We start from the raw sequence: 22,276 nt of genomic DNA, 5'->3' as shown, positions 1-22,276 counted from the left end.
GGTCCACGTTTCCCGCATCATGGCCATCGAGCGCTACGAGTCCTTTTCCCCGCAGATCCACCCGTCCGTCTTCATCGCCGGCAGTGCCGATGTCATCGGCCGCGTGACCTTGGGCGAGGAAAGCAGCGTGTGGTACAACACTACCCTGCGCGGCGACATCAATGAGATCGTGATCGGCCCACGCTCGAACGTGCAGGACAACGCCGTGATCCACCTCGCCGACGACTACGGCTGCTACGTCGGCGAACTCGTGACCGTCGGCCACTCGGCCATCCTCCACGCCTGCACGGTGAAGGACGAGGTGCTGGTCGGCATGGGAGCCATCGTGCTCGACGGTGCGGTGATCGGCGAACGCTCGATCATCGGCGCAGGTGCCCTGGTCACCGGTGGCACCATCATCCCGCCCGGCTCGCTGGTGTTAGGCTCGCCAGCGAAAGTCGTGCGCACGCTTTCACTCGATGAACAGGCGAAGGTGAAGAGCTGGGCAGAGAAGTACGTCGTGCAATCGCGGAAGTATCTCGCGCGGTAAACGCCGTCAGACTTGCCCGGACCTCTGCCGGCAACGGAAGGCGAGCATCGAAACTCCAGCGAGAAAACTTATGGAGATGCCGGGCTCGGGAATGGTTTCGAGAACCATCGTTGCGAATGGTTGGTCGAAGGTTCCCAACTGGGGAATCGACGCCACTTGGCTCGTCGAGCCGAAGGCGCCGAGCTTTGGGACACCATCCGAAAGGTTGAAAAAGTAGGTCCGCGTGTTCCCTTGTCCGTCAACGTTCCCGGCCAAGACCGACGAGTGCCTGAACAACCCCAGCTCCATGCTCTCCGCCAGAGTCGGACCGTTGCCAAAGAACGAGTAGATCGTCGCTCCCGACAGCCCGGAAGCCACAGGATCAATGCCTTCATTGACCACGTAGAAAAAGCCGGGAGCAGCGGGAGAGCCAATCAGGCTGACCAAGCCCGCCTGAAAATCGTCCGTGCCGACCACCGGCTGAAACGCCGCAATCAGGCCAGCGAAATCTTTGCTGATAGCGAGGCGGTCTACCTCGTCATCCGGGAGGGAGAACACCCCCACGCCAGCGAAGCCCGTTGCGACAAGCGCGCCTTCCGAAGTGACAATCGCGCGATCCGGCAAAGCGCCGGAGCCGTCCTCCAATCCACTCGACACGACGAGTGCGGAAAAGGCGGCGTGGCTTGTCAGGCCGAAGATAAATAGGGCGTTTCGTGCAATCATGGCATCACCAAGGACTCTTCTCTATCGACTTGCCCCCTCGCCTCAAGGCGCGATTTCAAAGAGCTCTCAAACCGGGAACTCCAGTTGTTCGTCTCCTTCAGGATCGCGGAACCTCACTCCCACACCTAACAACCGCACCGGCTTCCCCTCACCCCGCTGCCAGGCCTCGGCCAGGAGAGCATCGAAGATCTCCGTGTCCATCAGCGCATGCGCCTTCTCCGCCGTGGTCCGCGTGAAATCGGCGAACTTCATCTTCACCACCAGCGAGCGAATCTCACGGTCCTCATGCCGCGCCACGTCGCCAGCCAACTCCTCGAGCATCGCATGCATCGGCGGGCGCAGGTCATCGATCGATGTCAGATTCTCGGTAAAGGTGTTCTCGTTACTGATCGATTTGCGAATGCGCTCGGTCTCCACCTCGCGATCATCGATGCCGCGGCATAGCTCCCACAGCTCGAGCCCCCATTTGCCGAAGCGGCGTGACATCTCGATCTTGTCGAAACGCTGCAAGTCACCGCAGGTATTCACGCCGAGCGCCTCCAGCTTGGCCCGCATCTTCCCGCCGACGCCCCACAGCTTGCCCACGGGCAGGGCCTTCATGAAGTCGTCCACCTCTTCGGGGAGGATCTCGCGCTGCCCATCCGGCTTGTTCCACTCGCTGGCGATCTTGGCGATGAGCTTGTTCGGGCCGATGCCTGCGGAGGCGGTCAACCTCAGTTCCTCGCGGATTTGATTGCGGATCTCGCGCGCCACCGCTTCCGCCGAAGAGTTCAGATGGGAAAGATCGAGGTAGGCCTCATCCAATGACAGCGGCTCGATCTTCTCCGTGAAGCGGCCGAAAATCGCCCGGACTTGTGCGCTGACACCGCGGTAGAGATGAAAACGCACCGGCACCATCACGAGTTGCGGGCAAAGCTGCAGGGCCTTGAAAACCGGCATCGCCGAGCGACACCCGAACTTGCGCGCCGCGTAATTCGCCGTGGTCAGCACGCCGCGCCGCGAGCTGCCACCCACGCCCACGGGCTTCCCGCGCAACGAGGGATTCTCACGCTCCTCGATCGCCGCATAGAAGCAATCCATGTCGATGTGGACGATCTTTCGCATGGGATCGCTGGAGGAAACGGCGGGGAGTGGCGAAGCGCAAGCGGCGGCCGTAAGGAGTGTCGACATTCTGTCGACACGGCGTGGACGGAATGTCCGCGCTCCTTAGGGCTTCCGCGGCACCGCCCGCACCGCGCCGACGGAAATGCCGCCATCCACCAGAAGGGTCTGGCCCGTCATGTAGGCGCTGGCATCCGAGGCGAGGAACACCAGCGTGCCATCCAGATCGCCGGGGGCACCGGGACGCTTCAGCGGAATGCGGTCTGTTAGATAATCGACCCAGCCGGTGTCCTCATACATCACGGCGTTCTGCGCGGTCTTGAACCAGCCCGGCGCGAGGCAATTCACGGTGATACCATGCTGCCCCCAATCGTCGGCCAGGCTCATGGTGAGCTGTTTCACACCACCGCGACTGGCCCCATACGGCGCGAGTCCCGCATAGCCATTCACACAAGTGACCGAGCCGATATTGATGATGCGGCCGTAGCCCCGCTCGACCATCCGGCGGGCGATCGCCTGGGCGGTGAAGAAGACGCCGCGCAGGTTGGTGTCCAGGATCAGGTTCCAATCGTCCCACGTCACTTCGAGCGCGGGCTTGCGAACATTGCAGCCGGCGTTGTTCACGAGGATGTCGAGATGACCGGCAGCCGACCACGCGGCCTCGGCGGCAGCGTCGATGCTATCCTTGTCGCGCACGTCCAAGACGACCGGCCACGCTTTGCGACCGAGCGCTTCGATCTCGGAAACAGTCTCATCGAGCGAAGCCAGTGTGCGACTCGTCACGACGACGTCCGCCCCGGCTCTCGCCAGGGCGAGCGCGAAGCCTTTGCCCAATCCACGGCTGGCTCCGGTGACAAGAGCGGTTTTTTCAGTGAGGTCGAAGGGATCGTTCATTCAGTTGTCGCGTTGGATCACCCAGCGGCGCATGTGAGTTTCGATCTGCTCCGTGATCTCTCGGAGTCGTTTCTTCTGCTCGGATGAAGGGAGTGAATCGGATTCGCTTTCCAAGATCCGGAGTTTCTCCGTGGCCACCGTGTTCGATTCGGCGAAACAAGAAAGGCAGAGGAATACAGGCACCGTTTCAGGACCATTGGCGATGTTTGCCAAGCTATCGGGGACCACCGCCTGTCCGCCACAAAAACAACATCTTGCCTGCTTCATCGCCTCATGGATCGGGGATCCAGACAGCCCCTGCACGTGGCACTTCATGCAGAGACGTCGGGATTCCTTCACTCCCGAGACAATCGTGACGAGGAAAACGGTGGCGTGATCGCCACCACAATTCATGCACACCCCCTGTTCCTCCGAATCCATCAGTTGTCGCGTTGGATCACCCAGCGGCGCATGTCCGTGTCGATTTGCGCCATGATTTCGCGAAGCCGCTCGTCCGCTTTCAAATCCGGATCCAACGGGCTTTCAAAATACCGGAGCCCGATCCTGTGATATTCCAAGGCGCAGGACCGGCAGAGAAACTTCTCTTCCGCCCCAGCGCCATCGATCACATGGGCCAAGCTGTCGGACGCCGCGGCCTTTCCGCCACAAAAGCGGCAGCCCTCGGCGCTCAAATCCTCCGTGAAGTCCCTTGCGAACGCAGGCGTATGCGTCTGCACGCAATCATCGCAAAGCGAAAGGCTGGGCGGCTCCGCCCCCGGCTGGCTGATGTAATGCGACACCACCTTGCTTTCGCAAGAGTGGCACATCTCAAGGTAAGCGTGATCCATCGTTAAGAATTCTTCGTTTCGCCCGCGTCATCGACCACGAGCACCTTCAGCGCCCCGGGCGCCTTGGCCTTCTCAAATGCCGACACGCCATCCTCCAGCGAAACGCTGGCGGAAATGAGCGGCTTCACCCGGATGTCGCCGGAAGCGATGGCTTCGAGTGCCTCGGGATACTCCCCGGCAATCGCGCAGGTTCCGAGAACATCGAGTTCGCGAGTCACCACGATCTGCAACGGCAGCGGAACCGTCGGGGAAAGATTGCCGACCAGAACGACGCGGCCGCCTTTCCGCACCGAGCGAATCGCGAGATCGACCGTGGGTGCGGCACCCACGACTTCCATCGCCACGTCCACTTCAGGAACGGGAGCGCTGCCGCTGAGAATGGTTTCATCCGCCCCGAGTTCTCTCGCGAGCGTGAGCCGCCCTTCATCCAGATCCACGGCGATGATCTTCCTCGCCCCGGCGCGCTTGAGCGCCTGGATGACCAGCAGGCCGATGAGACCGGCACCTACGACAAGTGTCGTACTTCCGGCCACATCCCCTGCCCGCTTCACCGCATGCAGCGCGACACCCACCGGCTCAGCAAAGGCGGCTTCCTCAAACGAAAGCCCGTCTGGCAAGCGGTGAAGGATGCGCTGCGGCACGGTGACGAATTCCGCGAACGCCCCATCGCGCCGGAACTCCGCGCAGGCGACACCGACGACTTGCCGCGCATCGCACAGATTGACGCGGCCCTCACGACAGTAGCCGCATTCGCCGCACCAGACGGTGGAGTCGAAGGTGACGCGATCCCCGGCCTTCCACGCGGTGACACCATCCCCCACGGCATCCACCGTGCCGCTGGCCTCGTGCCCCATCACCAGCGGCGGAATCCTCCGTCCACTGCTGCCGTCCATGCCATGCAGGTCGCTGCCGCAGATGCCGCAGGCCTTCACGCGCAAACGAACCTCACCCGCTACCGGGACTGGCGCGGGCAAATCCACCACGGCGAGCGTGGACGGGGCGACGAGTTGCAGCGCTCTCATTGGCCGCCCTTTTCGAGGTCGCGCACTTCGACGCGGGCCCACCAGCTCTTGAAGTTGGCGATGAAGACGTCGTGAACCGGATCCACCTGATACGCATCCTGCGCGGCGACGGACTCGAAGGTCATCGTGAGCGCGTAGTCCCACGATTGATCGACCACCGGCCGCTCCATCACCTTCGCCGGCACGGCCCAGAAGCCGCCGAGCAGCCCCTTGAGCTTGAAGAGGCTCGAAAGCCCGCCTTCGAAGGCCTTGAGATCGGCCTCATTCTTGTGCTCGTCCTTCAGCCAGAAATACACGTGGTGTTCCATACGCCGCCCGTGTAGCGGCGGCAGGCCGCGGCGGCAAGAACGGCGGGTGTCTGCTAGAGAGGAGTTAGATCCCTGCCGGTTGACGCGGGTCCCGGCGGGGGCTACACGGCCTGCAGTTTTCCGGCGATGTCGATCCTCTACCTCTGCGTCTTCATCGCGGTGATCCACCTGATCGCGACCCTTTCCTACGGCGTCCGCATCGCCGGGGCGCGGACCGGAAAGGTGGCGTTTTGCCTCTCGCTCTTCAATATCCTGGTGCTCGTCTCGCGCACCGCGAACACGCTGCTAACGCCCGCGCTATCGAAGCGCGTCGAGTCGGGTATCGAGTCCACCGCCACCGAGGGCCTGATGCACGAGTTCCACCTGCTGATCCTCTCGGCCAGCGTCGCGACCCTCGTCGGCGCGGCTCTCATCCCGATGTTCCAGCGCTACGTGACCACCGTGGTTGCGGCCTTCGATCGCTTCCCGTCGCTGCTGCGGATGACCCGCTACGCACTCAGCGGACCGGGCCTGCGGGCGCTGAAAACTTCGTGGACCGTGCCCTCGACGGCGAATTTCAGCTTCCTCCGCGCCGGTCACCGGCTGCCGTGGAACATCTTCGTCATGAACGTGATCGGCTCCGCGCTGCTGGCCACGGGCGTGCTCAGCTCGCTCTACGCCGGGGTCTATGCGCCGGACCTGCGGATGACCACCGGCCAGCTCTCCGCGGTTGTGAATTTCATCGGCACCATCATGCTCTTTGCCTTCGTCGATCCCTACCTCTCCTACGTCACCGATGGCGCGGCGAAGGGCGACGGCGAGGACGGCGACTCGCGCCTCCGGGCCGCGGTCTTCGGCATGGCCGGCAGCCGCCTGTTAGGCACGGTGATGGCGCATTTCCTGATGATCCCGGGCGCGCAGCTGATCGCCTGGATCGCCCGGATCATCCCCGCCTGAACCGAGGCTCAACTCTCTACGGAAACGGAGAGATCGGTGCCGAGGTTTTCGATCGCCGCGATCAGCACCGCCGGATCGCTACCTGTCGCGAGGGAAACGATCCCCTTCGCGTGGAAAATCGGGTGGCCGGACATCGGCGCGCTTTCGAGCGACGTGGACAGGTCCTCCACATTGCCGCCCGCACCGGCGATGGCCGCGGACAGCGAGCGGATGATGCCGGGGCGGTCATTGCCCATGACATCGAGCGCCAGGGTTTCGCGCTTTTCCGCTGGAGCGGCCGCCTCACGCTTGGCCTGCACCGAGATCCCCTGTGCTTCCAAGCCGACCAACGCCGCGAGCAGCGCATCGCACTCCGCCTCGGGACATTCGACCCGCAGGATGCCTGCGAATTGACCCGCCAGCCGTGCCATCCGGCTCTCCTGCCAACTCCCGCCGCGGGCGGCGATGGTCTCGGAAAGGGCGCTGACGAGGCCGGGGCGGTCGGCGGCGAGGACGGTCATCACGATGGAGGCGGGCATGCCCGGATTTGAGCACTGGCACCCGATTTTCGTCAGCCAATTTTTTGAAATTTCGGCAAAATATTTAAGAAAAAATGATCATTGACCCACTTCAAGCCAAGGAGTTACACCCTCTCCCAATTATTTGTCCCACCCATGATTCTCCCCGACACCCTATCCCCTCTGCCCGTGCTGCCACGCGGCGATGATCCGGCGGGTGCGCCCCGGATCGACATCGAGGACTTCGTCACCGCCGTGGATGTGCGGAAAGTCCTGCTCGGCACCGCCGGTGACCTGCCGGTGGAAGGATTGGCCGCGGAGGACTTCGATTCCTTCGCCGGCCGCGCCGACGTGCCGCACCCGGCCTGCTCACCTTTCGCCTCCGGCCGCCAGGTCGAGCTCCGCGTGCCGGATCTCGCCGTCGAGCCGCCGACCATTCATCCGGCATTCGATATCCTGCCGCCAACGATTCGCCGCGCGGCGCCGCCGAAAGTGGGCCCAACGCTCGATTGCGAATCGAACTTCGGCCGCGGCCGAACCGGCGAACGCTGGTGGGTCATCGGCATGGGCCTCGCCGCCTCCGCCATCCTCCTGTCCGGCACCCTGGTCGATTTCATTTCCCGCGAAGCCGTCCGCCGCAGCCGCGCCGCAGCCCCGCTGGATGTGATCCACGTGATCCCCGGAAAGGCTACTCCGCAACCCGGCACCGATCCGTCCGGCACCGCCTTCGCCGCCGCCGTGGAGCACGAGGAGGCCGAGTGAGCCCCTGCAAATCGAATGGAATTGATCGAACCCGGAGCTTTACAACCCGGGGCTCGTTGCTAATTTCCCGCCCCCAGCCGCAAAAGGAGAGATGGCTGAGCTCGGTTTAAGGCACTCGACTCGAAATCGAACGTAGGCTTAAAACCTACCGTGGGTTCGAATCCCACTCTCTCCGCCATTTTCTGAGAGATGAACCGGAAGGTTCACTCTTAATGGGTTACATCCCCTTGGGGCCGCGGGTTTCCGCTTCTCTCTGATTGAGAAGCCTCCGGATCTTCGTCCGCCACTCCTGATTTCCCGACGCGATCTCTCAAACTGATCCAGGTGGTGGTCCATTTTCCGGATTTCGGGAACCCCGAGAGGGTTTTCGAAGTTTGGATCGGTCAGGCAGCTGCCGAACCTTCGAACCCGAGGTCGCACATTTGCGTCGGCCAGTCGGGCGACCGCTGGGCCAACAGGTCCTGCACCTGAAGCCGGGCGGGTTGGGTTCCTTGGAAAATCGCCTTCTTGATTGCCGGAGCCAGATAGGCGGCATTGAGAAGCCGACGGACGTAGGTGGGCTTCACGCCGTACCTTTCGGTGACTTCCTGAAGGGACTTCTCCGGATGCTGGGCGAGTTCAGACCTCCAGAATTCCGCCTGAGCGATAGTTTGGATCAGCACTGGATTTGGCGCGGTGCGCCGCACGCCGATCTCCTCACCGGTTCGTCCGTCGATGATCTCCGACCGGCCGCGCCGCGGCTTGAAGGAGATCGTTGCCGTCAAAATCACCCGCTCGTTCTCACAGTCGATTTGGGCCGGAATTCCGAGCGGCGGGGATTCATCGTCCGCGAGGTCATTCGGTGGGGATCCAGCCAGCATTGTCAGTCGGTCCTGAGGAATCTGAATCGCGACCATGTCGGGCCCGACGACGATCCTTGGGCTCGCAACCGTCAGCCACGTTGAGAAGTCAGCCGGAGTGTCGAGCCGGGCGAGGTGTCTGGCATGCATGCCGAGGCGGTGACTCATCTCGTCCGTCGACAGCTCTTCTGACGAAGTGAATCCGGCGAGATCGGGCAATGAATGGATCAGCATCCGGCGCACGGCGTCCTCAAGCAACGAGGCGCTGATGGTTTTGAGTGACGCGGCTCCGTAGCCTTGGCGGATGGCCTGCTGCGAAACGTAGTAGCGATAGCGCTTTCGCGTTTTCGTGCCGTTGGCGGCTTTCTCGCTCTTGTTGGTATAGGTCGGAGTAAGCGCCTGCCCATCGATGCCAAAGAGGAAGCCTTTGAGCGGGTGGATCAGGCGGGTCTTGGCGATGGCAGTTTCGTTGAGGTGCCCGGAACTCTTGCGGAAGTCCGGCTGCTGATGGCGGAGCTTGGATTGAACCGAGTTCCAAACATCAGAGGCGATGATTGCGTCGTGCTCGCCTGGGTAATCGTTGCCCTTATGGCGGATCAGCCCGCGGTAGATAGGATTGGTGAGCAACCGATGGAGTTCCTTTGCCACCCACGGCCGTGCCTGCTGGATTCGCCCTTTCCGGCTGATGAATGCCTTCGTCGTCTGCCCCAGCCGGTTGAGTTCCAGGACCGAACCGATGAGACCTGATTTTTCGAGGTAGGTCTGGAAGCAGGCTCTAACGGTTTCGGCTTCCGTCGGATTGACGAGGAGCTTTCGATCGCAGACGTCGTATCCGAGTGGCGGGGTTCCTCCCATCCACATGCCCTTCTGCTTGGAGAGGGCGATCTTGTCGCGGATGCGCTCACCGGTGACCTCGCGTTCGAACTGGGCAAAGGAAAGCAGGACGTTGAGAGTGAGCCGGCCCATGCTGCTGGAGGTATTGAACTGTTGGGTGACCGACACGAAGGACACATCGTGGGTGTCAAAGTGCTTCATCAGCTGGGCGAAGTCGGCCAAGGACCGTGAAAGGCGATCGACCTTGTAGACCACGACGACATCGATTTTCCCTCCGCGAATGTCCGAAAGGAGCCTCTGGAGTCCGGGGCGTTCCATGTGTCCTCCCGAGATGCCCCCGTCGTCGTAGGTTTCCTTGATGGCTTTCCAGCCTTCGTGCTTCTGAGAGCGAATGAAGGCGGTGGCAGCATCCCGTTGGGCATCGAGAGAATTGTATTCCTGTTCAAGTCCCTCCTCGGTGCTCTTCCGCGTGTAAATCGCGCAGCGTTTGACCTTCTCAGCCATGGCATTCCTCCTTCAGTCCGAAAAACAATGGTCCTGACAAATGCTGGCCGGTGATCTTGCGGGCGAGCGCACTCAGGGATTTGAAGGTCTGGCCCTCCCAGACGAACTGGCGGGGACTGGCGATTTGGACGGTGATGCGCTTGCCGTCCCATTCGCGAGTGAGCACCGACCCCGCTTCCAGAACCACTTTCGTCGGGGTTTTGATCTCGGCCTGTGCGGGTCGCTGGGAGCGCAGAGATTTCCCGAACTCAGCCATGTGGCGGCGCAGTGAGACGGTCGTGTTCTTGTCGAGGCGTCCGAATTCATCCTCCTGCAAACGGTAGGCAAGTTCGCGCAGCAAGCGGTCGACGCGCCCGGGAGGCGGCTGCTTGCCGGGGAGTTTTCGCCACCGGTCAAGCAGCTCGTCCTTGGTCATTTTCTCCAGATCCTCAATGGATTGCATGTCGCGGCGACACACGCTCCACCCGCCAGAGAGATCAAGTCATACAGAGAATGTTCGAGAAGTAGTCGCAGCCAACACTTCAGCCAGGAATGTCACTCCGATCGGCGATCAATCGCGCTTCCGGCTCTTCCAAGTGTCCTTTTTACCCTTGCCGGTCCACGGAGGCAGAGTCTCAGGCAACAGTCGTTCCGGCCCTACCCGGAATGCCTTTGCCAGTAGCGCCAGCTCGTGGTCGGTGACGCTCCGGATCTGGCTCTCGATCTGCGCATAAGAGGCCCTGGAAATATCGAATCCCACCACGTTACAGCGGGCTGTCGCCTGCTCTTGGCTCCAGCCCAACTCGTTCCGGAGCGAACGGATGACTGGCCCGGCAACATTTCTGACAGGGCGCGCTCCCACGGGCCGGATGACTATGCGATCCCAGCCTTCCGTTTGTTATACTGCGCTTACAAAACCGTTGATTAGGACCACCAGTCCAAGCTACGCTCATCCCGGCCTGCCAAACGGCATGCCGAAGCACCCATCCCCATGGCTTCGGAAAAACTCGATACGCGCTTGGAAAGCGAAGGAGCCGAATTTCTCGTTCTCGGCGAACTTCTCCTCCGGAAAATCCCGACGTACAAGACATACACCAACATGCCCGGCTACGATCTGGTGGCGACCAACCCGGAGTTCAACACTTCTGTGAGGATTCAGGTCAAGAGTCGCTGGCGGACCGGTGCGACCGGTTTCCCGATCAAGAACTTCAACTGCGATTTTGTCGTCGCCGCATTCCTCAACCGGGGCTCGAAGGACGGGAAAAAGGCGATCCTTCCGCCGGACTTCTATGTGATTCCGGCAGGAACGGTGCTCGCGCTTCCCCGCGACCCGAGATGGGGCAAGGTGAACCTGAAGGATTTGACGGAGAAGGAAAGTTACCGCGGCAATTGGACATCCATCGCTGACTTCCTCACGGCTACTCCGTCGCCTGCTCGTGGGTAGGATCGGAAGCAACATCAATGCGGTCAGCCTCCAATGCCCGGAGGTTTGCCAGATGGGTTGAAGTGACCCAAGTCGGATCGAAATTGCCGACGGCCTTGCATCTCATTCCGTTGCGCTCCGGCAATTCGATTTCCCCGCTCTTCGGCGGAGAATACTCGCCTTGGAGGTACTGATAGCAAAACGCTTCCCCGCCCATCGCCGCCAGATGCCCCTCAATGTCCTCCCATCTTTCCAATGAGCTGTCGAGAAGGGCTCCCTTCTTCTGCACATGGCTGAGATCGGGCGGCATTTTCCACACTTTGTCTTCAAACGCGACGACTGGAATTGAGAGCCTACCCCAGCCACCCAGCTTTTGGTGGAGAAACGAGCTCAGGTCGTTTTCCGCGATGCGGCGGGTGGCCATCACGATTATTCCTTCCTTGGGCTTCTTCAACAGCCTGCCAATTTCGGCAAAATGCTCCGGCTTGATCCGATCCAGGCTGTGCAAGCTCTGTGGGTTGTCGATGATAACGACATCGCTCTTCGTGTGCCGGGATGAGTAGCCGATTCCCGCGTGGCAGATGCCGCCGCCATATTCCAGTTCCAACATCCGCGAGATTTTCTTGATGCGGGCCCTGGGGAAGACCGAGCGGTAGCGGCTGGTGCCCATCAGCTCGGCACACCGCTCCTGAATCTCGAAGGCAGGCTCAGGATCCTCCGACAGGATTAGCACCGACTTTCTCGGATCGCGGCCAAGGATCCATGCGGGGAACGAAACCGAGCACAGGTGAGTTTTCAAATAGCCTGGGGGCAGATTGAAAATCATCCGGTTCAAGCCGCTGCTGCTCTCCTGATACATCAGATTGAGCATCTCGGAGATCAGGTCGATGTGCCAGTTCCTAACGAAGGACTCGTCGGGATGGAGTTCTCTGAAGGCGAAATCGACAAAGCTCCTGAAGCGCATCCGGTAGATGAATTGGGCGTTCGTCATTCCTCCTCCTTTCCTCGCTTCGCCATCTGACGCTGGACCTCGAAAAAGGCGATTTTGTCGTCAAAGGTTTCACTGAACTCTTCCAATTCTACGTCCTCTTCATTGACTAGGGAGAGCAGTGTGTTCCGGGCGCTTGCTTTCCCTTTGATTGCGTCGTTCACGATCGAGAGGAAAAGCGCTTCTCGCTTGGTGATGGTCTTTCCATTCACTTGGATCTTCACGTCCAATAGCTCGTTAAGCAGTTCGGAGTTCTTCTTTTGCTTCTTCGGCCTTCCGAGGGGATTGCCGGATTTTCCCTTCGGAAACTGGGTGTGCTTGGGAGGTTTGCCGTAGCCTACCTCATAGTCGTCTTCTTCGTCTGAAAATGTGGTGCTCATGAATTCAGAGGAGCTTAGTTTCCTGATAGGTGAGGCCGGTTTCGGAGTGAACCGCGTCCTGGCCGGTCCATTCCTGCCAGCGGGTGACAACCACATCAACGTAGCGGGGGGAAAGCTCGATGCCGTGGCAGACTCGTCCGGTTTTCTCAGCGGCGATGAGCGTGGTTCCGCTGCCGAGAAACGGATCGAGAACGATCTCGCCGCGTTTCGAGCAATCCTTGAGGGCATCCTCAACCATCGCCACTGGCTTGATGGTCGGATGAAGATGAAGGGCTTCCTTCCCTCCCTTGTCGCCATCTTCTTCCTTCAGATGCATCACCGATGGGTAGGTCCACACGTTGGTCCTGTGGCGACCGTGCTGCCCCAATTCGAAATGGTTCTGATGCTTTCCGCTGCCGCTCTTGAAAACGAAGACCAGTTCGTGCTGGCTGCGGTAGAAGGTTCCCATCCCGCCAGCGCTCTTGGTCCAGACGCAGAGATTCTTCCATTCGGAGTACGATGCCTTCCCCGCGGCGATCAGTTCCGGGGCGTGACGCCAATCCATGCAGATGTAGTGGATCGATCCGCTCCGCGAAAACGATCCCAAGTGATCGAAGATCGTTTCGAGGAACCCTTGGAACTCAGCCGGAGTCATTTCGCCGGCTCCCATCGCGAAGTCGCCATGACTTGCCTCGCAGGTCTTCCCGATGTCCTTCGCCGGCAAGTTGTAGGGAGGGTCCGTGAAGACAATGGATGCCCTCGTCTTGCCCGGGAAGAGCTTACGGTAGGAGGATCGATCAAGACTGTCGCCGCACAAGATTCGGTGCTCGCCCAGCATCCAGAGATCTCCCTGTCGAGCAACCGATGGAAGTGATTCGACCGAAGGAACCGGCGGATCATCGGAGGCATCATCCTCGTTTAGCGACAACAAGCCCTCGATATCGCCGTAGTCGAAGCCGGTCACCTCAAGGTCGAAATCCAGATCGAGATCGGAGAGAATCTTGAAGTTTTCGGCGAGCAGAGCATCGTCCCACTCGGCAACCTCGGTAAGCCGGTTGTCGGCAATCATGTAGGCGCGGATCTTTGCGTCGTCGAGATCAGCGGCCCGAATGGCAGGTACGGAATCGATACCGAGCAGCTTGCTGGCGGCTACTCGTCCGTGGCCGCAAATCAGGCGATTGTTGGCATCCACCAGCACAGGCACCTTGAAGCCGAAGGTCTGGATGCTGTCCGCGATTTGGCGGATCTGCTTTTTGGAGTGCTTGCGGGGGTTCTGCTCGTGGGACACGAGCTTCGCGACGAGAATGGTTTCAATGGAAAGTACAGAGTTCATCTGAAGAAGTTGATTGAAGGTTGGACACGGTTCTTCCGCGTCGTGGACAGGTTCCCGGAATCCGGGCGCAGTCAGGGAGCACACGGCACCGCCGCGTGTTTTTAGTTCCCAAGTTCAACAATCAGCTCCTCACGAACTCTTCCGACCTCGCACTCCAGGCACCGCCTGAGGAGGGGCACCGCCGCCTCCGTGCGAACAATCCAAGGCACCGCCGTTGAATTCTCGAAACGCTTTCGTCTGGTTCTGACGTCACCTTTTTCAAATGAGGGCATCCCGCCCTGGCCGGCACCACCGGACCTAATGAGAAACTTGCACGGCACCGCCGCACGGAGTTTCAGTGACGGGAAAGCCAACAACGAATAGAGCCCGAAAGGCAAGCAATATTTCCGCGCGCGCATCGAGGCGATGGCCGTTTGTCTGGAGAATGCTCCAACACCACCGAGGTCTAAATGCCTGCCCTACATTTGGCGCGGGGGCCGATTGGCTAAAGTTGAACAGTTCACAATGATTGTAAGACCGTTATGAATAATTTGGATCACCTCGCCACCACGCTCTTTGCTCTGGAACCAAGGAAGGAATCGGATATCTCTCGTGAGCTTTGACGTCACAAAATCTCCTCATTTCCCGAAATCCAGAAACGCCCCTGATTGGTGACGTCGTTCGAGTAAGGTCTCGCGTCCACGTCGTGGAATTCAGTGAATGGGCTCCCTATGGAACGACCGTGGATCTGGCCTGCCTAGATGACTCCGCCCAAGGGGAGCTTTTGTCTGTTCTCTGGGAAGCCGAATTGGATACACGGATTCTTACCCGGCAAGCGTGGGAATCGATCGGCCAAAAATACGGAGCCCGCGACTTCGACTCCCGGGAATACTTCGCCTCATTCTACAATACCCTTCGCTGGCAATGCGTCACTGCCACCGACCCTAACCTTTTCCAGTCGCCCTTTCGCGCCGGCATCAAACTCGACGCCTACCAACTCGATCCGCTGCACAAAGCGCTGCGCTTGCCGCGGGTGAACCTCTTTATCGCGGATGACGTCGGCCTCGGCAAAACTATCGAAGCCGGCCTCATCGCCTCCGAGCTTCTCCTACGAAAGCGCATTCAAAACGTCATTGTTTCCTGTCCGCCTTCCATGCTCCACCAGTGGAAGGCCGAACTCGATTCCCGCTTCGGCCTCGAGTTCAAAGTCCTCGACCGCGAATACATCGAAGGCGTCCGCCAGCAGCAGGGCTTCGCCGTCAATCCTTGGACGACCTACCCGCACTTCCTCGTCTCCCACCGCCTCCTCATCGACGATACCTACTCGGAGCCGCTCAAGCATTGGCTCGACCAGCAGAAGCCGCACGCCCTCTTCATCCTCGATGAAGCCCACCATGCCGCACCGGCCAGCGGCTCGAAATACGCCATCGACTCCCGCTTCACACGAGTCATTCGCGAGCTAGCCCAACGGTTCGATCATCGAATTTTCCTGAGCGCCACCCCGCACAACGGGCACTCCAACAGCTTCTCAGCCCTGCTGGAAATCCTCGACCCCCAGCGTTTTGTGCGAGGCGTTCCCGTCGTTAAGGCCAACCTGACCGATGTCATGATCCGGCGGCTGAAAAGCGACATTCGTGCACTGGAAGGCGGCTTCCCGGAGCGCGTGATCTGCCAGACAGACATTGACGGCCTGCCTACCGACGCCCCCGAGCTCCGCCTCAGCGAAATGCTCGCCCGCTACCAAGCCATCCGCGAGGAGCAGGTGAAAAACGAAGCCAAGCACATCCGCAACCGCTCGCTCATCGTCTTTTCCCACCTCCAACAGCGACTCCTTTCCAGCCCGGAAGCGTTCGCCCGCACCATCTCCAAACACGCCGAGACGGCTGAGCGCAAATTCTCTCCCACGGCCGACACCGCCTTTCTCACCCGGGGCATCGACCCCGATTGCGAGGAAGCTCAGCTCGATGAAGAACAGCAGGAAGATCTCCTCGCCGCCGAGTTACGCAACGCCGACCCCATCACTCAGCTCAACCAGGAGGCTACCCAGCTCCTCCACGACATGGTCGATCTCGCCAGCGAGGCCCGCTACCGGCCGGACGCCAAAGTGCTCAAGCTCCTCGATTGGATCGCCGGGAACCAATGCCACGGCATCGCCCGAGGAAACCAGTCAGCCCAACCGGGTGCCACCTGGACCGATACGCGCGTCATTATCTTCACCGAGTGGGACGCTAGCCTCACTTACCTGCGTCACATGCTCCACGCCGCCCTCGCCGGCACTGACCGATCGGACGAGCGCATACTCATCTTCCGCGGCTCCACCTCCAGCGACTCGCGGGAGGAAATCAAAAAAGCCTTCAACTCGGCACCCGGTGCACATCCCGTCCGAATCCTGCTCGCCACCGATGCCGCTCGCGAGGGCATCAACCTCCAGTCCCACTGCCAACACCTCTTTCACTACGACATTCCGTGGAATCCCGGCCGACTAGAGCAGCGCAATGGCCGTATCGACCGCAAGCTCCAGCCCGAGCCACAGGTCTTCTGTCACTACTTCGTTTACCAGCAGCGCCAGGAAGATCGCGTGCTTGATGCCCTCGTGAAGAAGACTTCCCGCATCCAGCAGGAACTCGGCAGCCTCTCCCAGGTCCTCGACCGTCGCCTTTCCCGCAAGCTCGAGTTCGGCATTAGCATGGCCCAAGTCTCTGACCTCATCACCAGCATTGATCAGGAGGATGCCCAAGAGGAAAAAGCCGTGGCCGAAGCAGAGCTTGAAGAAGCCCGCGAACGCCAGGACGCATTGCAAGCTCAGGTGAAAACGCTCGAAAACCGCATCGACCAAGCCCGGCGCGCGATCAACTACTCCCATGAAGCTTTCGAGCAGGCGCTTTCCACCTCCCTCCGGCTCAATCACTACTCGCCCTTGTCTCCATCCGGAACCACCGCCGATGGTGAAACGTGCTACTCATTCCCGAAGATCGCCACCGAGCAGGCGCTCGATCCGAGTTGGACTACCACCCTCGACACTCTTCGCGCAGCTCCGGAAAAAGGTCGCCGCGATCACCAATGGCGGAAGGATAGTCCCATCCGTCCCATCCGCTTCACCGCGCCCCCCACCATCGACGACACCACCGTTCAGATCCACCTCGGCCACCGCGTCGCCAAACGCCTGCTTTCCCGCTTTCTCTGCCAGGGCTTCGTCAATCACGACATCTCCCGCGCTTGTCTGGCTCAGTCGGACGATGCCGTCCCGCGCGTCATCCTGCTTGGGCGGCTCGGCCTCTTCGGCAAGCATGCCACTCGCCTCCACGAGGAAATAATTACCATCACCGCGCCCTGGAAGCCGCCTGCCCAACGCGGCTCCGCCCCGCTCAAAGCCTACGCCCGCGAGACCGAAGCCCGCACTCTGGAAATCCTCGAGCGCTCCATGTTGTCGTCGGGCACTTCCGTTCCTGCTGACGAACGCCAAGCTCTCCTCGACTCCATCCCGGCCGATGTCGCAGAATTGTTGCCCTTACTCGAAGACCGCGCCAAGGACTCCGAAGCTGATGCCCGCAAGAAACTCCACGCCCGCTCCGAAGCCGAGGCCAAGGCCATGATCCAGCTCCTCGAAGGCCAGAAGAAGCGCGTTGAAGCCAAACTCAAGGATGCCCTCCCGCCAGACCAGCTCGAGCTCTTCAACTTCGAGGAACAAGCCCAGGTCGAGCGTGAGACCAAGGCGCAGCGCAAATGGTTGGAAGACTTCACCACGCAAATCGAGTCCGAACCCGCCCGCATCCGCGAGTTCTACGAAATCAAGACCACCCGCATCGAGCCCGTTGGCCTCGTCTATCTCTGGCCCCAGAAATAAAGCCCATGTCTGCCCCAGAGATCGTCCGCTCCCTCGAAGCCCACAAACGCTGGCTTGGTTACCTCCAGCCGGATGGCCTCGTCGTGTCCGCCGCCGCCTTGGTGGATCGGGGACATTACTACAATGAGGCCCAGCGCCAACGTCAGATCGAGTTCATCGATCACCTTTCCGCCTGCCAGCACCACGACGAGGGAAACGGCATTGTCGAAGTTACCGACTTCAAGGCCCTAGCCATTCAATTCCTCCAGTGGCCCGCCCAAGAGTGGGTTGATGCCAGCGAACTCCCGGATCGCTTTCACCTTTACTTGAAGGAAAGTGCCGAGGTCCTCTCGCCCCTCGCCGCGATCCATCTTCCGCGCAGTCAGCGGCAGAACCTCTCCGACGATCAGTCGCCCTACCAGCTCCTGCTCTTCGCCTCGGGCCATCCCGAGGGAGACTTCGACAAACCTTACGAAGTCATCCCGAATACCTGGCTCACCTCTGCCACCCGCCGCTTGGAGCGCCTCCTGCGTGAGACCGGCGTGCCCGCCGGCCTGCTTCTTTCCAAGGCTGCCATCCGCCTCGTCTATGCTCCACAAGGCGAGAATCCCGGCCATCTAACTCTTCGCTATGCGGACATGCTCAGCACCATGGGCCGCCCCATCCTTGGTGCCTTCGAGCTGCTGCTGGGCCGCGCCATGCTCTTTCTTGGCGACGCGAAGAACCAGCTTCCCGCTCTGCTTCGCCACAGCCGTAACATGCAGGCCAGCGTCTCCACCGCGCTCGCCGAGCAGGTGTTGGAGGCCCTCTATGAACTCGTGCGTGGTTTCCAAGCAGCCGATGCCCGCGTCAACGGCGATCTCCTCCGCGTTGTCATGGCGCGGAATCCGGATGAAGTTTACCACGGCCAGCTCACCGTCCTCCTCCGCCTCGTCTTCCTCCTCTTTGCCGAGGACCGTGGCTTGCTGCCCTCCAGTCCTCTCTTCACTCAGCACTACTCACTTCATTCGCTCTTCGAGCGACTGAACCGCGATGCTGCTCTTCATCACGACACCATGGACCAGCGCTTCGGTGCCTGGCCGCAGCTCCTGACTCTCTTCCGCCTCATCCACGGTGGCCACCGTCATCGCGATCTGGAAATGCCTCCACGCGAGGGTCACCTTTTCGATCCCGATCGCTTCCCCTTCCTCGAAGGCCGCGCCGAGGCCCGCAGCGATATTCGCTCCCCGGAAGGCCAGCTGCCCACGATCTCGGATGGCACCATTCACAGCATTTTGGAAAAGCTTCTCATCCTTCGGGGAGAGCGCCTTTCTTACCGCACCCTCGATGTCGAGCAGATCGGTTCTGTCTATCAGACTATGATCGGCTTTACCCTGGAGATCGCCCAAGGCTCCTCCATCGCCCTCAAACCCGCCAAGAGTAAAGGCGCACCCACCTTCCTCGATCTCGATGCCCTCCTCGCCACCCCCTCCGCCAAGCGCGTCGAACGCCTCCAAAAGCTCACCGACCACAAGCTCACCGGCAAGGTCGCCACCACGCTCAAGGATGCCGCTACCCACGACGATCTCCTCGCCGCGGTGGAGCGCAAGATCGCTCGCCAAGCCTCGCCGGAAAAACTCCGGCCCGGCTCATATCTTCTTCAGCCCACCGACGAACGCCGCCGTTCCGGCTCTCATTACACCCCACGAGCCCTCACTGCGCCCATCGTCAAAAAGACCTTGGAACCCATCCTCGCCCGGCTCGGGGAAAAACCTACTCCACAGCAGATTCTCGATCTCAAGGTTTGCGACCCGGCCGTAGGCTCCGGTGCATTCCTCGTCGAGGCTTGCCGTCAACTTGGCGATGCCCTCGTCGCCGCGTGGACTGCGCATGGCGGCAAGCCCGTCATCCCACCGGATGAGGACGAGTTGCTCCACGCCCGCCGTCTTGTCGCCCAACGCTGCCTCTACGGCGTGGATCGCAATCCCATGGCGACCGATCTCGCGAAGCTCTCTCTTTGGCTCGCCACTCTCGCCAAGGACCACCCATTCACCTTCCTCGACCACTCGCTGCGCACCGGCGACGCCCTCGTCGGCCTAGACAAAAAGCAGATCATCGCCTTCCACTGGGATCTAAATGCGAAGGAAGCCAAGGAACGAATCTTCGGCCAGACCGATCTGGAAAAGGCTCTCGAACGTGCCATGAGTTACCGGCGCGAGATTCTCGAAGGGGGGGACTATATGCTCCCCGGCCTCAAAGCCCAACGTCTCGCCCTTGCGGACCATGCCCTCGACCCCGTGCGCCGCGCCGGTGATCTTTGTCTCGCCGCCTTCTTCGCAGGCGACAAACCCAAGGTTCGTGCCGCCCTGCGCGAACAATACCTCGACGCCCTGTTAGAGAGCGATCCGAAGCATGGTTTTCGGCCAGATAAAAGCGACGCCGTTGGCAAACTCGTGACCAATTTTCGCCATCGCACGCCCCATTCTGTCATTCCGTTTCATTGGGAAATTGAGTTTCCCGAAGTCTTTTTGCGAGAGACCAGCGGCTTTGATGCCGTCGTCGGCAATCCTCCGTATGCAGGCAGGAGCACTCTTTCAGAAGGAAATCACATTTCCTACATCGACTGGCTGCTCACCCTTCACAAAGAAAGCCACGGAAATAGTGACTTGGCGGCTCACATGTTTAGGCGCGCATTTCACCACCTGCGCACAGATGGGACTGTCGGATTTGTAACGACAAATACAATTGCGCAGGGTGATACGAGGAGATCTGGTCTCCGTTGGATCTGCAATCACGGCGGTTCAATCTATAACGCTATTCGCCGCATGAAATGGCCTGGTGAGGCCGCCGTCATAGTGAGTGTAGTCCATGTCGGGAAAGGCGCTTCCCCCACGCCAAGAATCCTTGACGGGAGGAAGGTCGACCTAATCACAGCATTCTTGTTTCATGATGGCGGAAACGACGACCCCTCGATTTTGCGAGCCCGAAATGCGCAAAGTTTCCAAGGGAGCGTTGTCGTGGGAATGGGATTCACCTTTGACGATACAGACGACTCGGGAGTGGCCTCGCCGCTGTCTGAAATGCACAAACTGAACGCGATTCCCTCAACAAAGGCGCGAATTCTACCTTACATCGGCGGCGAGGAAATCAATTCGTCGCCAACGCATCTGCATCATCGTTTCATCTTCAACCTTAGCGACCTTGAAGAAGCAGAGGCGCGCGAACTGTTTCCCGAGCTAGTTGCAATTGCGGAAGCCAAAGTGAAGCCAGAGCGCGAGGCGGCCTACAAGGCTAAGCCCAGTAAGGATAAGGAAAAGCGCATGAAGCTCTGGTGGAAATTTTCGCGAAACTCTCCCGAGCTCTACTTTGCAGTGAAGAACCTCCCGCATGTTCTCGCTTGTTCACGGCATCAGCCGAACTGGACGGTAACTGTAATGCAACGCTTGGGCGTGTTCTCAGACGCGACGGTAGTTTTTGCGCTTTCGCAGCTCGCAGCTTTTGGCATTCTTCAATCCTACTCTCACGAACTTTGGGCGCGCTTCTTTTCGGGTTCGATGAAGGACGACCTTCGCTACACGCCGAGCGACTGCTTCGAAACCTTTCCATTCCCCGCTAATTGGGAGACGGACGAAGCGCTGGAGGCGGCGGGGCGCGATTATTACGAGGCTCGGGCTGCGCTGATGGTTGAGCACGACGAGGGGCTGACCAAGATCTACAACCGCTTCCACGACCCCGAGGAAACAAGTCCCAGCATCTTCCGTCTACGCGAACTCCATGCCGCCTTAGATAAGGCTGTGCTCATTTCCTACGACTGGAGCGATCTCATCGAAGAAGGGCGAACCGTCAGCAAATTCATTCCCGACTACTATGACGAATCCGAGGAAGAAGGTGGCGAGCCCATCCCCAGAAGCATCCGCTGGCGCTGGCCCGACGCCACCCGCGACGAAGTCCTCGCCCGACTCCTCAAACTCAACGCCAAACTCCACGCCGAAGAAGTTCGCCAAGGACTTCACGCTCCAGCTGCCAAGAAAGCCGCGAAAAAGACTGCCCGGAAAGCGGCAAAGAAAGCCGGTCGCTACCTTCCTGCACCTAACTCGGATGCAAGCCCCCGCCTCGGACAACAGTCGCTACAGTTCGGGTCAGAAGGATTGGATCTTTTCCAATCCTCGGCATCTAAATCCACGGTACGCCATCCCCCCCAGACAACGCGAATTCGTGAGGATGACCCGAACATCTACGCCACCGCGCTTGTTGCCGCTCTTTTTCACGAAGCCCAAGGCCCGTTGCCATGGCGTCGTCTCCGTGACGCCTATATTCTCGCCACGTCCCCGCGCTTAATGCTCAGCCACGCCTTGCCCGACGAAAAAGAGAGGGCGAAGGCTTGGCAACAGGCTTGGGATCAGTCCGCTGGTCCAGAACACCTCCTTCAAGCGATTCGCAATCTGGGAGGCCGAAATCTGTTCACGGACAAAAGCCCTAACGGTGAGCCGGTCTTCGAGCTTCAGGACGGTATCGTACGCAACGTAGAGCCGCACGTCGGTTACGACGCGTGGCTGGCATTGAGGATCTCCACGCCCTTTGCCGAAGATCTCGCGCTGGATGTTGGTGATTTCGATATGCAGCATCTTGAATCCAAGGTTTACGAACTCGCTACCTGA

Annotated in this window: 20 protein-coding genes and 1 tRNA gene; 7 read left to right on the top strand and 14 right to left on the bottom strand. The window is 60.1% G+C overall.

Annotation, left to right across the window (positions count from 1 at the left end; translation table 11 throughout):
• The first annotated feature begins 19 nt into the window (after positions 1–19).
• Complete coding sequence (locus OKA05_RS17080) at positions 20–529, top strand: gamma carbonic anhydrase family protein (protein WP_343226975.1); 510 nt, start codon at positions 20–22, stop codon at positions 527–529.
• A 6-nt stretch (positions 530–535) separates the two neighbouring features.
• On the opposite strand, the gene OKA05_RS17075 is transcribed toward OKA05_RS17080, so the two are convergent.
• The 7 genes from OKA05_RS17075 to OKA05_RS17045 all read right to left on the bottom strand — a co-directional run bounded on the left by OKA05_RS17075 (position 536) and on the right by OKA05_RS17045 (position 5,383).
• Positions 536–1,231, bottom strand: coding sequence for a PEP-CTERM sorting domain-containing protein (locus tag OKA05_RS17075; RefSeq protein ID WP_264488387.1), 696 nt, complete (start codon positions 1,229–1,231; stop codon positions 536–538).
• Positions 1,232–1,297: 66 nt separating this feature from the next.
• Positions 1,298–2,335 carry a DNA polymerase IV gene (gene dinB / locus OKA05_RS17070; protein ID WP_264488386.1) on the bottom strand — a complete coding sequence of 346 codons (1,038 nt, stop codon included), beginning with the start codon at positions 2,333–2,335 and terminating at the stop codon, positions 1,298–1,300.
• Positions 2,336–2,437: 102 nt separating this feature from the next.
• A complete protein-coding gene (locus OKA05_RS17065) occupies positions 2,438–3,226 on the bottom strand; it encodes an SDR family NAD(P)-dependent oxidoreductase (RefSeq protein WP_264488385.1) in 789 nt (262 codons plus the stop codon).
• Positions 3,227–3,646 carry a hypothetical protein gene (locus tag OKA05_RS17060; protein WP_264488384.1) on the bottom strand — a complete coding sequence of 140 codons (420 nt, stop codon included), beginning with the start codon at positions 3,644–3,646 and terminating at the stop codon, positions 3,227–3,229. It lies immediately after the preceding gene.
• Positions 3,646–4,053 (bottom strand): hypothetical protein, encoded by a 408-nt coding sequence (locus OKA05_RS17055; RefSeq protein ID WP_264488383.1) that lies wholly within the window; start codon positions 4,051–4,053, stop codon positions 3,646–3,648. The genes OKA05_RS17060 and OKA05_RS17055 overlap by 1 nt, the downstream gene beginning before the upstream one ends.
• A 2-nt stretch (positions 4,054–4,055) precedes the next feature.
• Positions 4,056–5,075: a zinc-dependent alcohol dehydrogenase gene (locus OKA05_RS17050; RefSeq protein ID WP_264488382.1), complete on the bottom strand. Its 1,020-nt coding sequence runs from the start codon at positions 5,073–5,075 to the stop codon at positions 4,056–4,058.
• The gene (locus tag OKA05_RS17045) at positions 5,072–5,383 is read right to left on the bottom strand and encodes a Dabb family protein (protein ID WP_264488381.1); all 312 of its coding nucleotides are present in this window, start codon (positions 5,381–5,383) and stop codon (positions 5,072–5,074) included. Before OKA05_RS17045 ends, OKA05_RS17050 begins: the two co-directional genes overlap by 4 nt.
• Positions 5,384–5,509: 126 nt before the next feature.
• Between OKA05_RS17045 and OKA05_RS17040 the strand changes: the two genes are divergently transcribed.
• Entirely contained in the window at positions 5,510–6,319 is an 810-nt protein-coding gene (locus tag OKA05_RS17040; protein ID WP_264488380.1) for a lipid II flippase family protein, read from the top strand.
• 8 nt (positions 6,320–6,327) lie between these two features.
• On the opposite strand, the gene OKA05_RS17035 is transcribed toward OKA05_RS17040, so the two are convergent.
• Complete coding sequence (locus OKA05_RS17035) at positions 6,328–6,837, bottom strand: glycine cleavage system transcriptional repressor (RefSeq protein WP_264488379.1); 510 nt, start codon at positions 6,835–6,837, stop codon at positions 6,328–6,330.
• Between the two features lie 135 nt (positions 6,838–6,972).
• Here OKA05_RS17035 and OKA05_RS17030 point away from each other — a divergent pair, with 135 nt between their 5' ends.
• Positions 6,973–7,578 carry a hypothetical protein gene (locus OKA05_RS17030; protein WP_264488378.1) on the top strand — a complete coding sequence of 202 codons (606 nt, stop codon included), beginning with the start codon at positions 6,973–6,975 and terminating at the stop codon, positions 7,576–7,578.
• Between the two features lie 85 nt (positions 7,579–7,663).
• Positions 7,664–7,756, top strand: a tRNA-Ser gene (locus OKA05_RS17025).
• A 205-nt stretch (positions 7,757–7,961) separates the two neighbouring features.
• On the opposite strand, the gene OKA05_RS17020 is transcribed toward OKA05_RS17025, so the two are convergent.
• The 3 genes from OKA05_RS17020 to OKA05_RS17010 all read right to left on the bottom strand — a co-directional run bounded on the left by OKA05_RS17020 (position 7,962) and on the right by OKA05_RS17010 (position 10,596).
• Positions 7,962–9,755 carry a recombinase family protein gene (locus OKA05_RS17020; protein WP_264488377.1) on the bottom strand — a complete coding sequence of 598 codons (1,794 nt, stop codon included), beginning with the start codon at positions 9,753–9,755 and terminating at the stop codon, positions 7,962–7,964.
• Positions 9,748–10,197, bottom strand: coding sequence for a DUF2924 domain-containing protein (locus OKA05_RS17015; protein ID WP_264488376.1), 450 nt, complete (start codon positions 10,195–10,197; stop codon positions 9,748–9,750). The genes OKA05_RS17020 and OKA05_RS17015 overlap by 8 nt, the downstream gene beginning before the upstream one ends.
• 108 nt (positions 10,198–10,305) lie before the next feature.
• Positions 10,306–10,596 carry a helix-turn-helix domain-containing protein gene (locus OKA05_RS17010; protein WP_264488375.1) on the bottom strand — a complete coding sequence of 97 codons (291 nt, stop codon included), beginning with the start codon at positions 10,594–10,596 and terminating at the stop codon, positions 10,306–10,308.
• 129 nt (positions 10,597–10,725) lie between these two features.
• Here OKA05_RS17010 and OKA05_RS17005 point away from each other — a divergent pair, with 129 nt between their 5' ends.
• Positions 10,726–11,178 (top strand): hypothetical protein, encoded by a 453-nt coding sequence (locus OKA05_RS17005; protein WP_264488374.1) that lies wholly within the window; start codon positions 10,726–10,728, stop codon positions 11,176–11,178.
• Here the strand turns inward: OKA05_RS17005 and OKA05_RS17000 are convergent.
• The 3 genes from OKA05_RS17000 to OKA05_RS16990 form a co-directional block, all read right to left on the bottom strand.
• Positions 11,153–12,028, bottom strand: a complete 876-nt coding sequence (locus tag OKA05_RS17000) for a hypothetical protein (protein ID WP_264488373.1) — start codon at positions 12,026–12,028, stop codon at positions 11,153–11,155. The two genes, OKA05_RS17005 and OKA05_RS17000, sit on opposite strands and share 26 nt — an antisense overlap.
• Before the next feature lie 116 nt (positions 12,029–12,144).
• Positions 12,145–12,525, bottom strand: coding sequence for a DUF5681 domain-containing protein (locus OKA05_RS16995; protein ID WP_264488372.1), 381 nt, complete (start codon positions 12,523–12,525; stop codon positions 12,145–12,147).
• Positions 12,526–12,529: 4 nt separating this feature from the next.
• Positions 12,530–13,837, bottom strand: a complete 1,308-nt coding sequence (locus tag OKA05_RS16990) for a site-specific DNA-methyltransferase (RefSeq protein ID WP_264488371.1) — start codon at positions 13,835–13,837, stop codon at positions 12,530–12,532.
• A gap of 598 nt (positions 13,838–14,435) precedes the next feature.
• On the opposite strand from OKA05_RS16990, the gene drmD reads away from it, so the two are divergent.
• A complete protein-coding gene (gene drmD / locus OKA05_RS16985) occupies positions 14,436–17,660 on the top strand; it encodes a DISARM system SNF2-like helicase DrmD (RefSeq protein ID WP_264488370.1) in 3,225 nt (1,074 codons plus the stop codon).
• A 5-nt stretch (positions 17,661–17,665) separates the two neighbouring features.
• Positions 17,666–22,276 carry an Eco57I restriction-modification methylase domain-containing protein gene (locus OKA05_RS16980; RefSeq protein ID WP_264488369.1) on the top strand — a complete coding sequence of 1,537 codons (4,611 nt, stop codon included), beginning with the start codon at positions 17,666–17,668 and terminating at the stop codon, positions 22,274–22,276.

Source organism: Luteolibacter arcticus, assembly GCF_025950235.1.
Classification (GTDB): domain Bacteria; phylum Verrucomicrobiota; class Verrucomicrobiia; order Verrucomicrobiales; family Akkermansiaceae; genus Haloferula; species Haloferula arctica.
Note: the sequence above shows the minus strand (reverse complement) of the source record. Positions and strands in the feature narration are given on the sequence as shown.

What these genes read in the sequence shown, in the direction of transcription:
- OKA05_RS17080 (WP_343226975.1), top strand. Translation starts at nt 20, where the DNA reads ATGGCCATCGAGCGCTACGAGTCCTTTTCCCCGCAGATCCACCCGTCC.
- OKA05_RS17075 (WP_264488387.1), bottom strand. Translation starts at nt 1,231, where the DNA reads ATGATTGCACGAAACGCCCTATTTATCTTCGGCCTGACAAGCCACGCC.
- dinB (WP_264488386.1), bottom strand. Translation starts at nt 2,335, where the DNA reads ATGCGAAAGATCGTCCACATCGACATGGATTGCTTCTATGCGGCGATC.
- OKA05_RS17065 (WP_264488385.1), bottom strand. Translation starts at nt 3,226, where the DNA reads ATGAACGATCCCTTCGACCTCACTGAAAAAACCGCTCTTGTCACCGGA.
- OKA05_RS17060 (WP_264488384.1), bottom strand. Translation starts at nt 3,646, where the DNA reads ATGGATTCGGAGGAACAGGGGGTGTGCATGAATTGTGGTGGCGATCAC.
- OKA05_RS17055 (WP_264488383.1), bottom strand. Translation starts at nt 4,053, where the DNA reads ATGGATCACGCTTACCTTGAGATGTGCCACTCTTGCGAAAGCAAGGTG.
- OKA05_RS17050 (WP_264488382.1), bottom strand. Translation starts at nt 5,075, where the DNA reads ATGAGAGCGCTGCAACTCGTCGCCCCGTCCACGCTCGCCGTGGTGGAT.
- OKA05_RS17045 (WP_264488381.1), bottom strand. Translation starts at nt 5,383, where the DNA reads ATGGAACACCACGTGTATTTCTGGCTGAAGGACGAGCACAAGAATGAG.
- OKA05_RS17040 (WP_264488380.1), top strand. Translation starts at nt 5,510, where the DNA reads ATGTCGATCCTCTACCTCTGCGTCTTCATCGCGGTGATCCACCTGATC.
- OKA05_RS17035 (WP_264488379.1), bottom strand. Translation starts at nt 6,837, where the DNA reads ATGCCCGCCTCCATCGTGATGACCGTCCTCGCCGCCGACCGCCCCGGC.
- OKA05_RS17030 (WP_264488378.1), top strand. Translation starts at nt 6,973, where the DNA reads ATGATTCTCCCCGACACCCTATCCCCTCTGCCCGTGCTGCCACGCGGC.
- OKA05_RS17020 (WP_264488377.1), bottom strand. Translation starts at nt 9,755, where the DNA reads ATGGCTGAGAAGGTCAAACGCTGCGCGATTTACACGCGGAAGAGCACC.
- OKA05_RS17015 (WP_264488376.1), bottom strand. Translation starts at nt 10,197, where the DNA reads ATGCAATCCATTGAGGATCTGGAGAAAATGACCAAGGACGAGCTGCTT.
- OKA05_RS17005 (WP_264488374.1), top strand. Translation starts at nt 10,726, where the DNA reads ATGGCTTCGGAAAAACTCGATACGCGCTTGGAAAGCGAAGGAGCCGAA.
- OKA05_RS17000 (WP_264488373.1), bottom strand. Translation starts at nt 12,028, where the DNA reads ATGCTCAATCTGATGTATCAGGAGAGCAGCAGCGGCTTGAACCGGATG.
- OKA05_RS16995 (WP_264488372.1), bottom strand. Translation starts at nt 12,525, where the DNA reads ATGAGCACCACATTTTCAGACGAAGAAGACGACTATGAGGTAGGCTAC.
- OKA05_RS16990 (WP_264488371.1), bottom strand. Translation starts at nt 13,837, where the DNA reads ATGAACTCTGTACTTTCCATTGAAACCATTCTCGTCGCGAAGCTCGTG.
- OKA05_RS16980 (WP_264488369.1), top strand. Translation starts at nt 17,666, where the DNA reads ATGTCTGCCCCAGAGATCGTCCGCTCCCTCGAAGCCCACAAACGCTGG.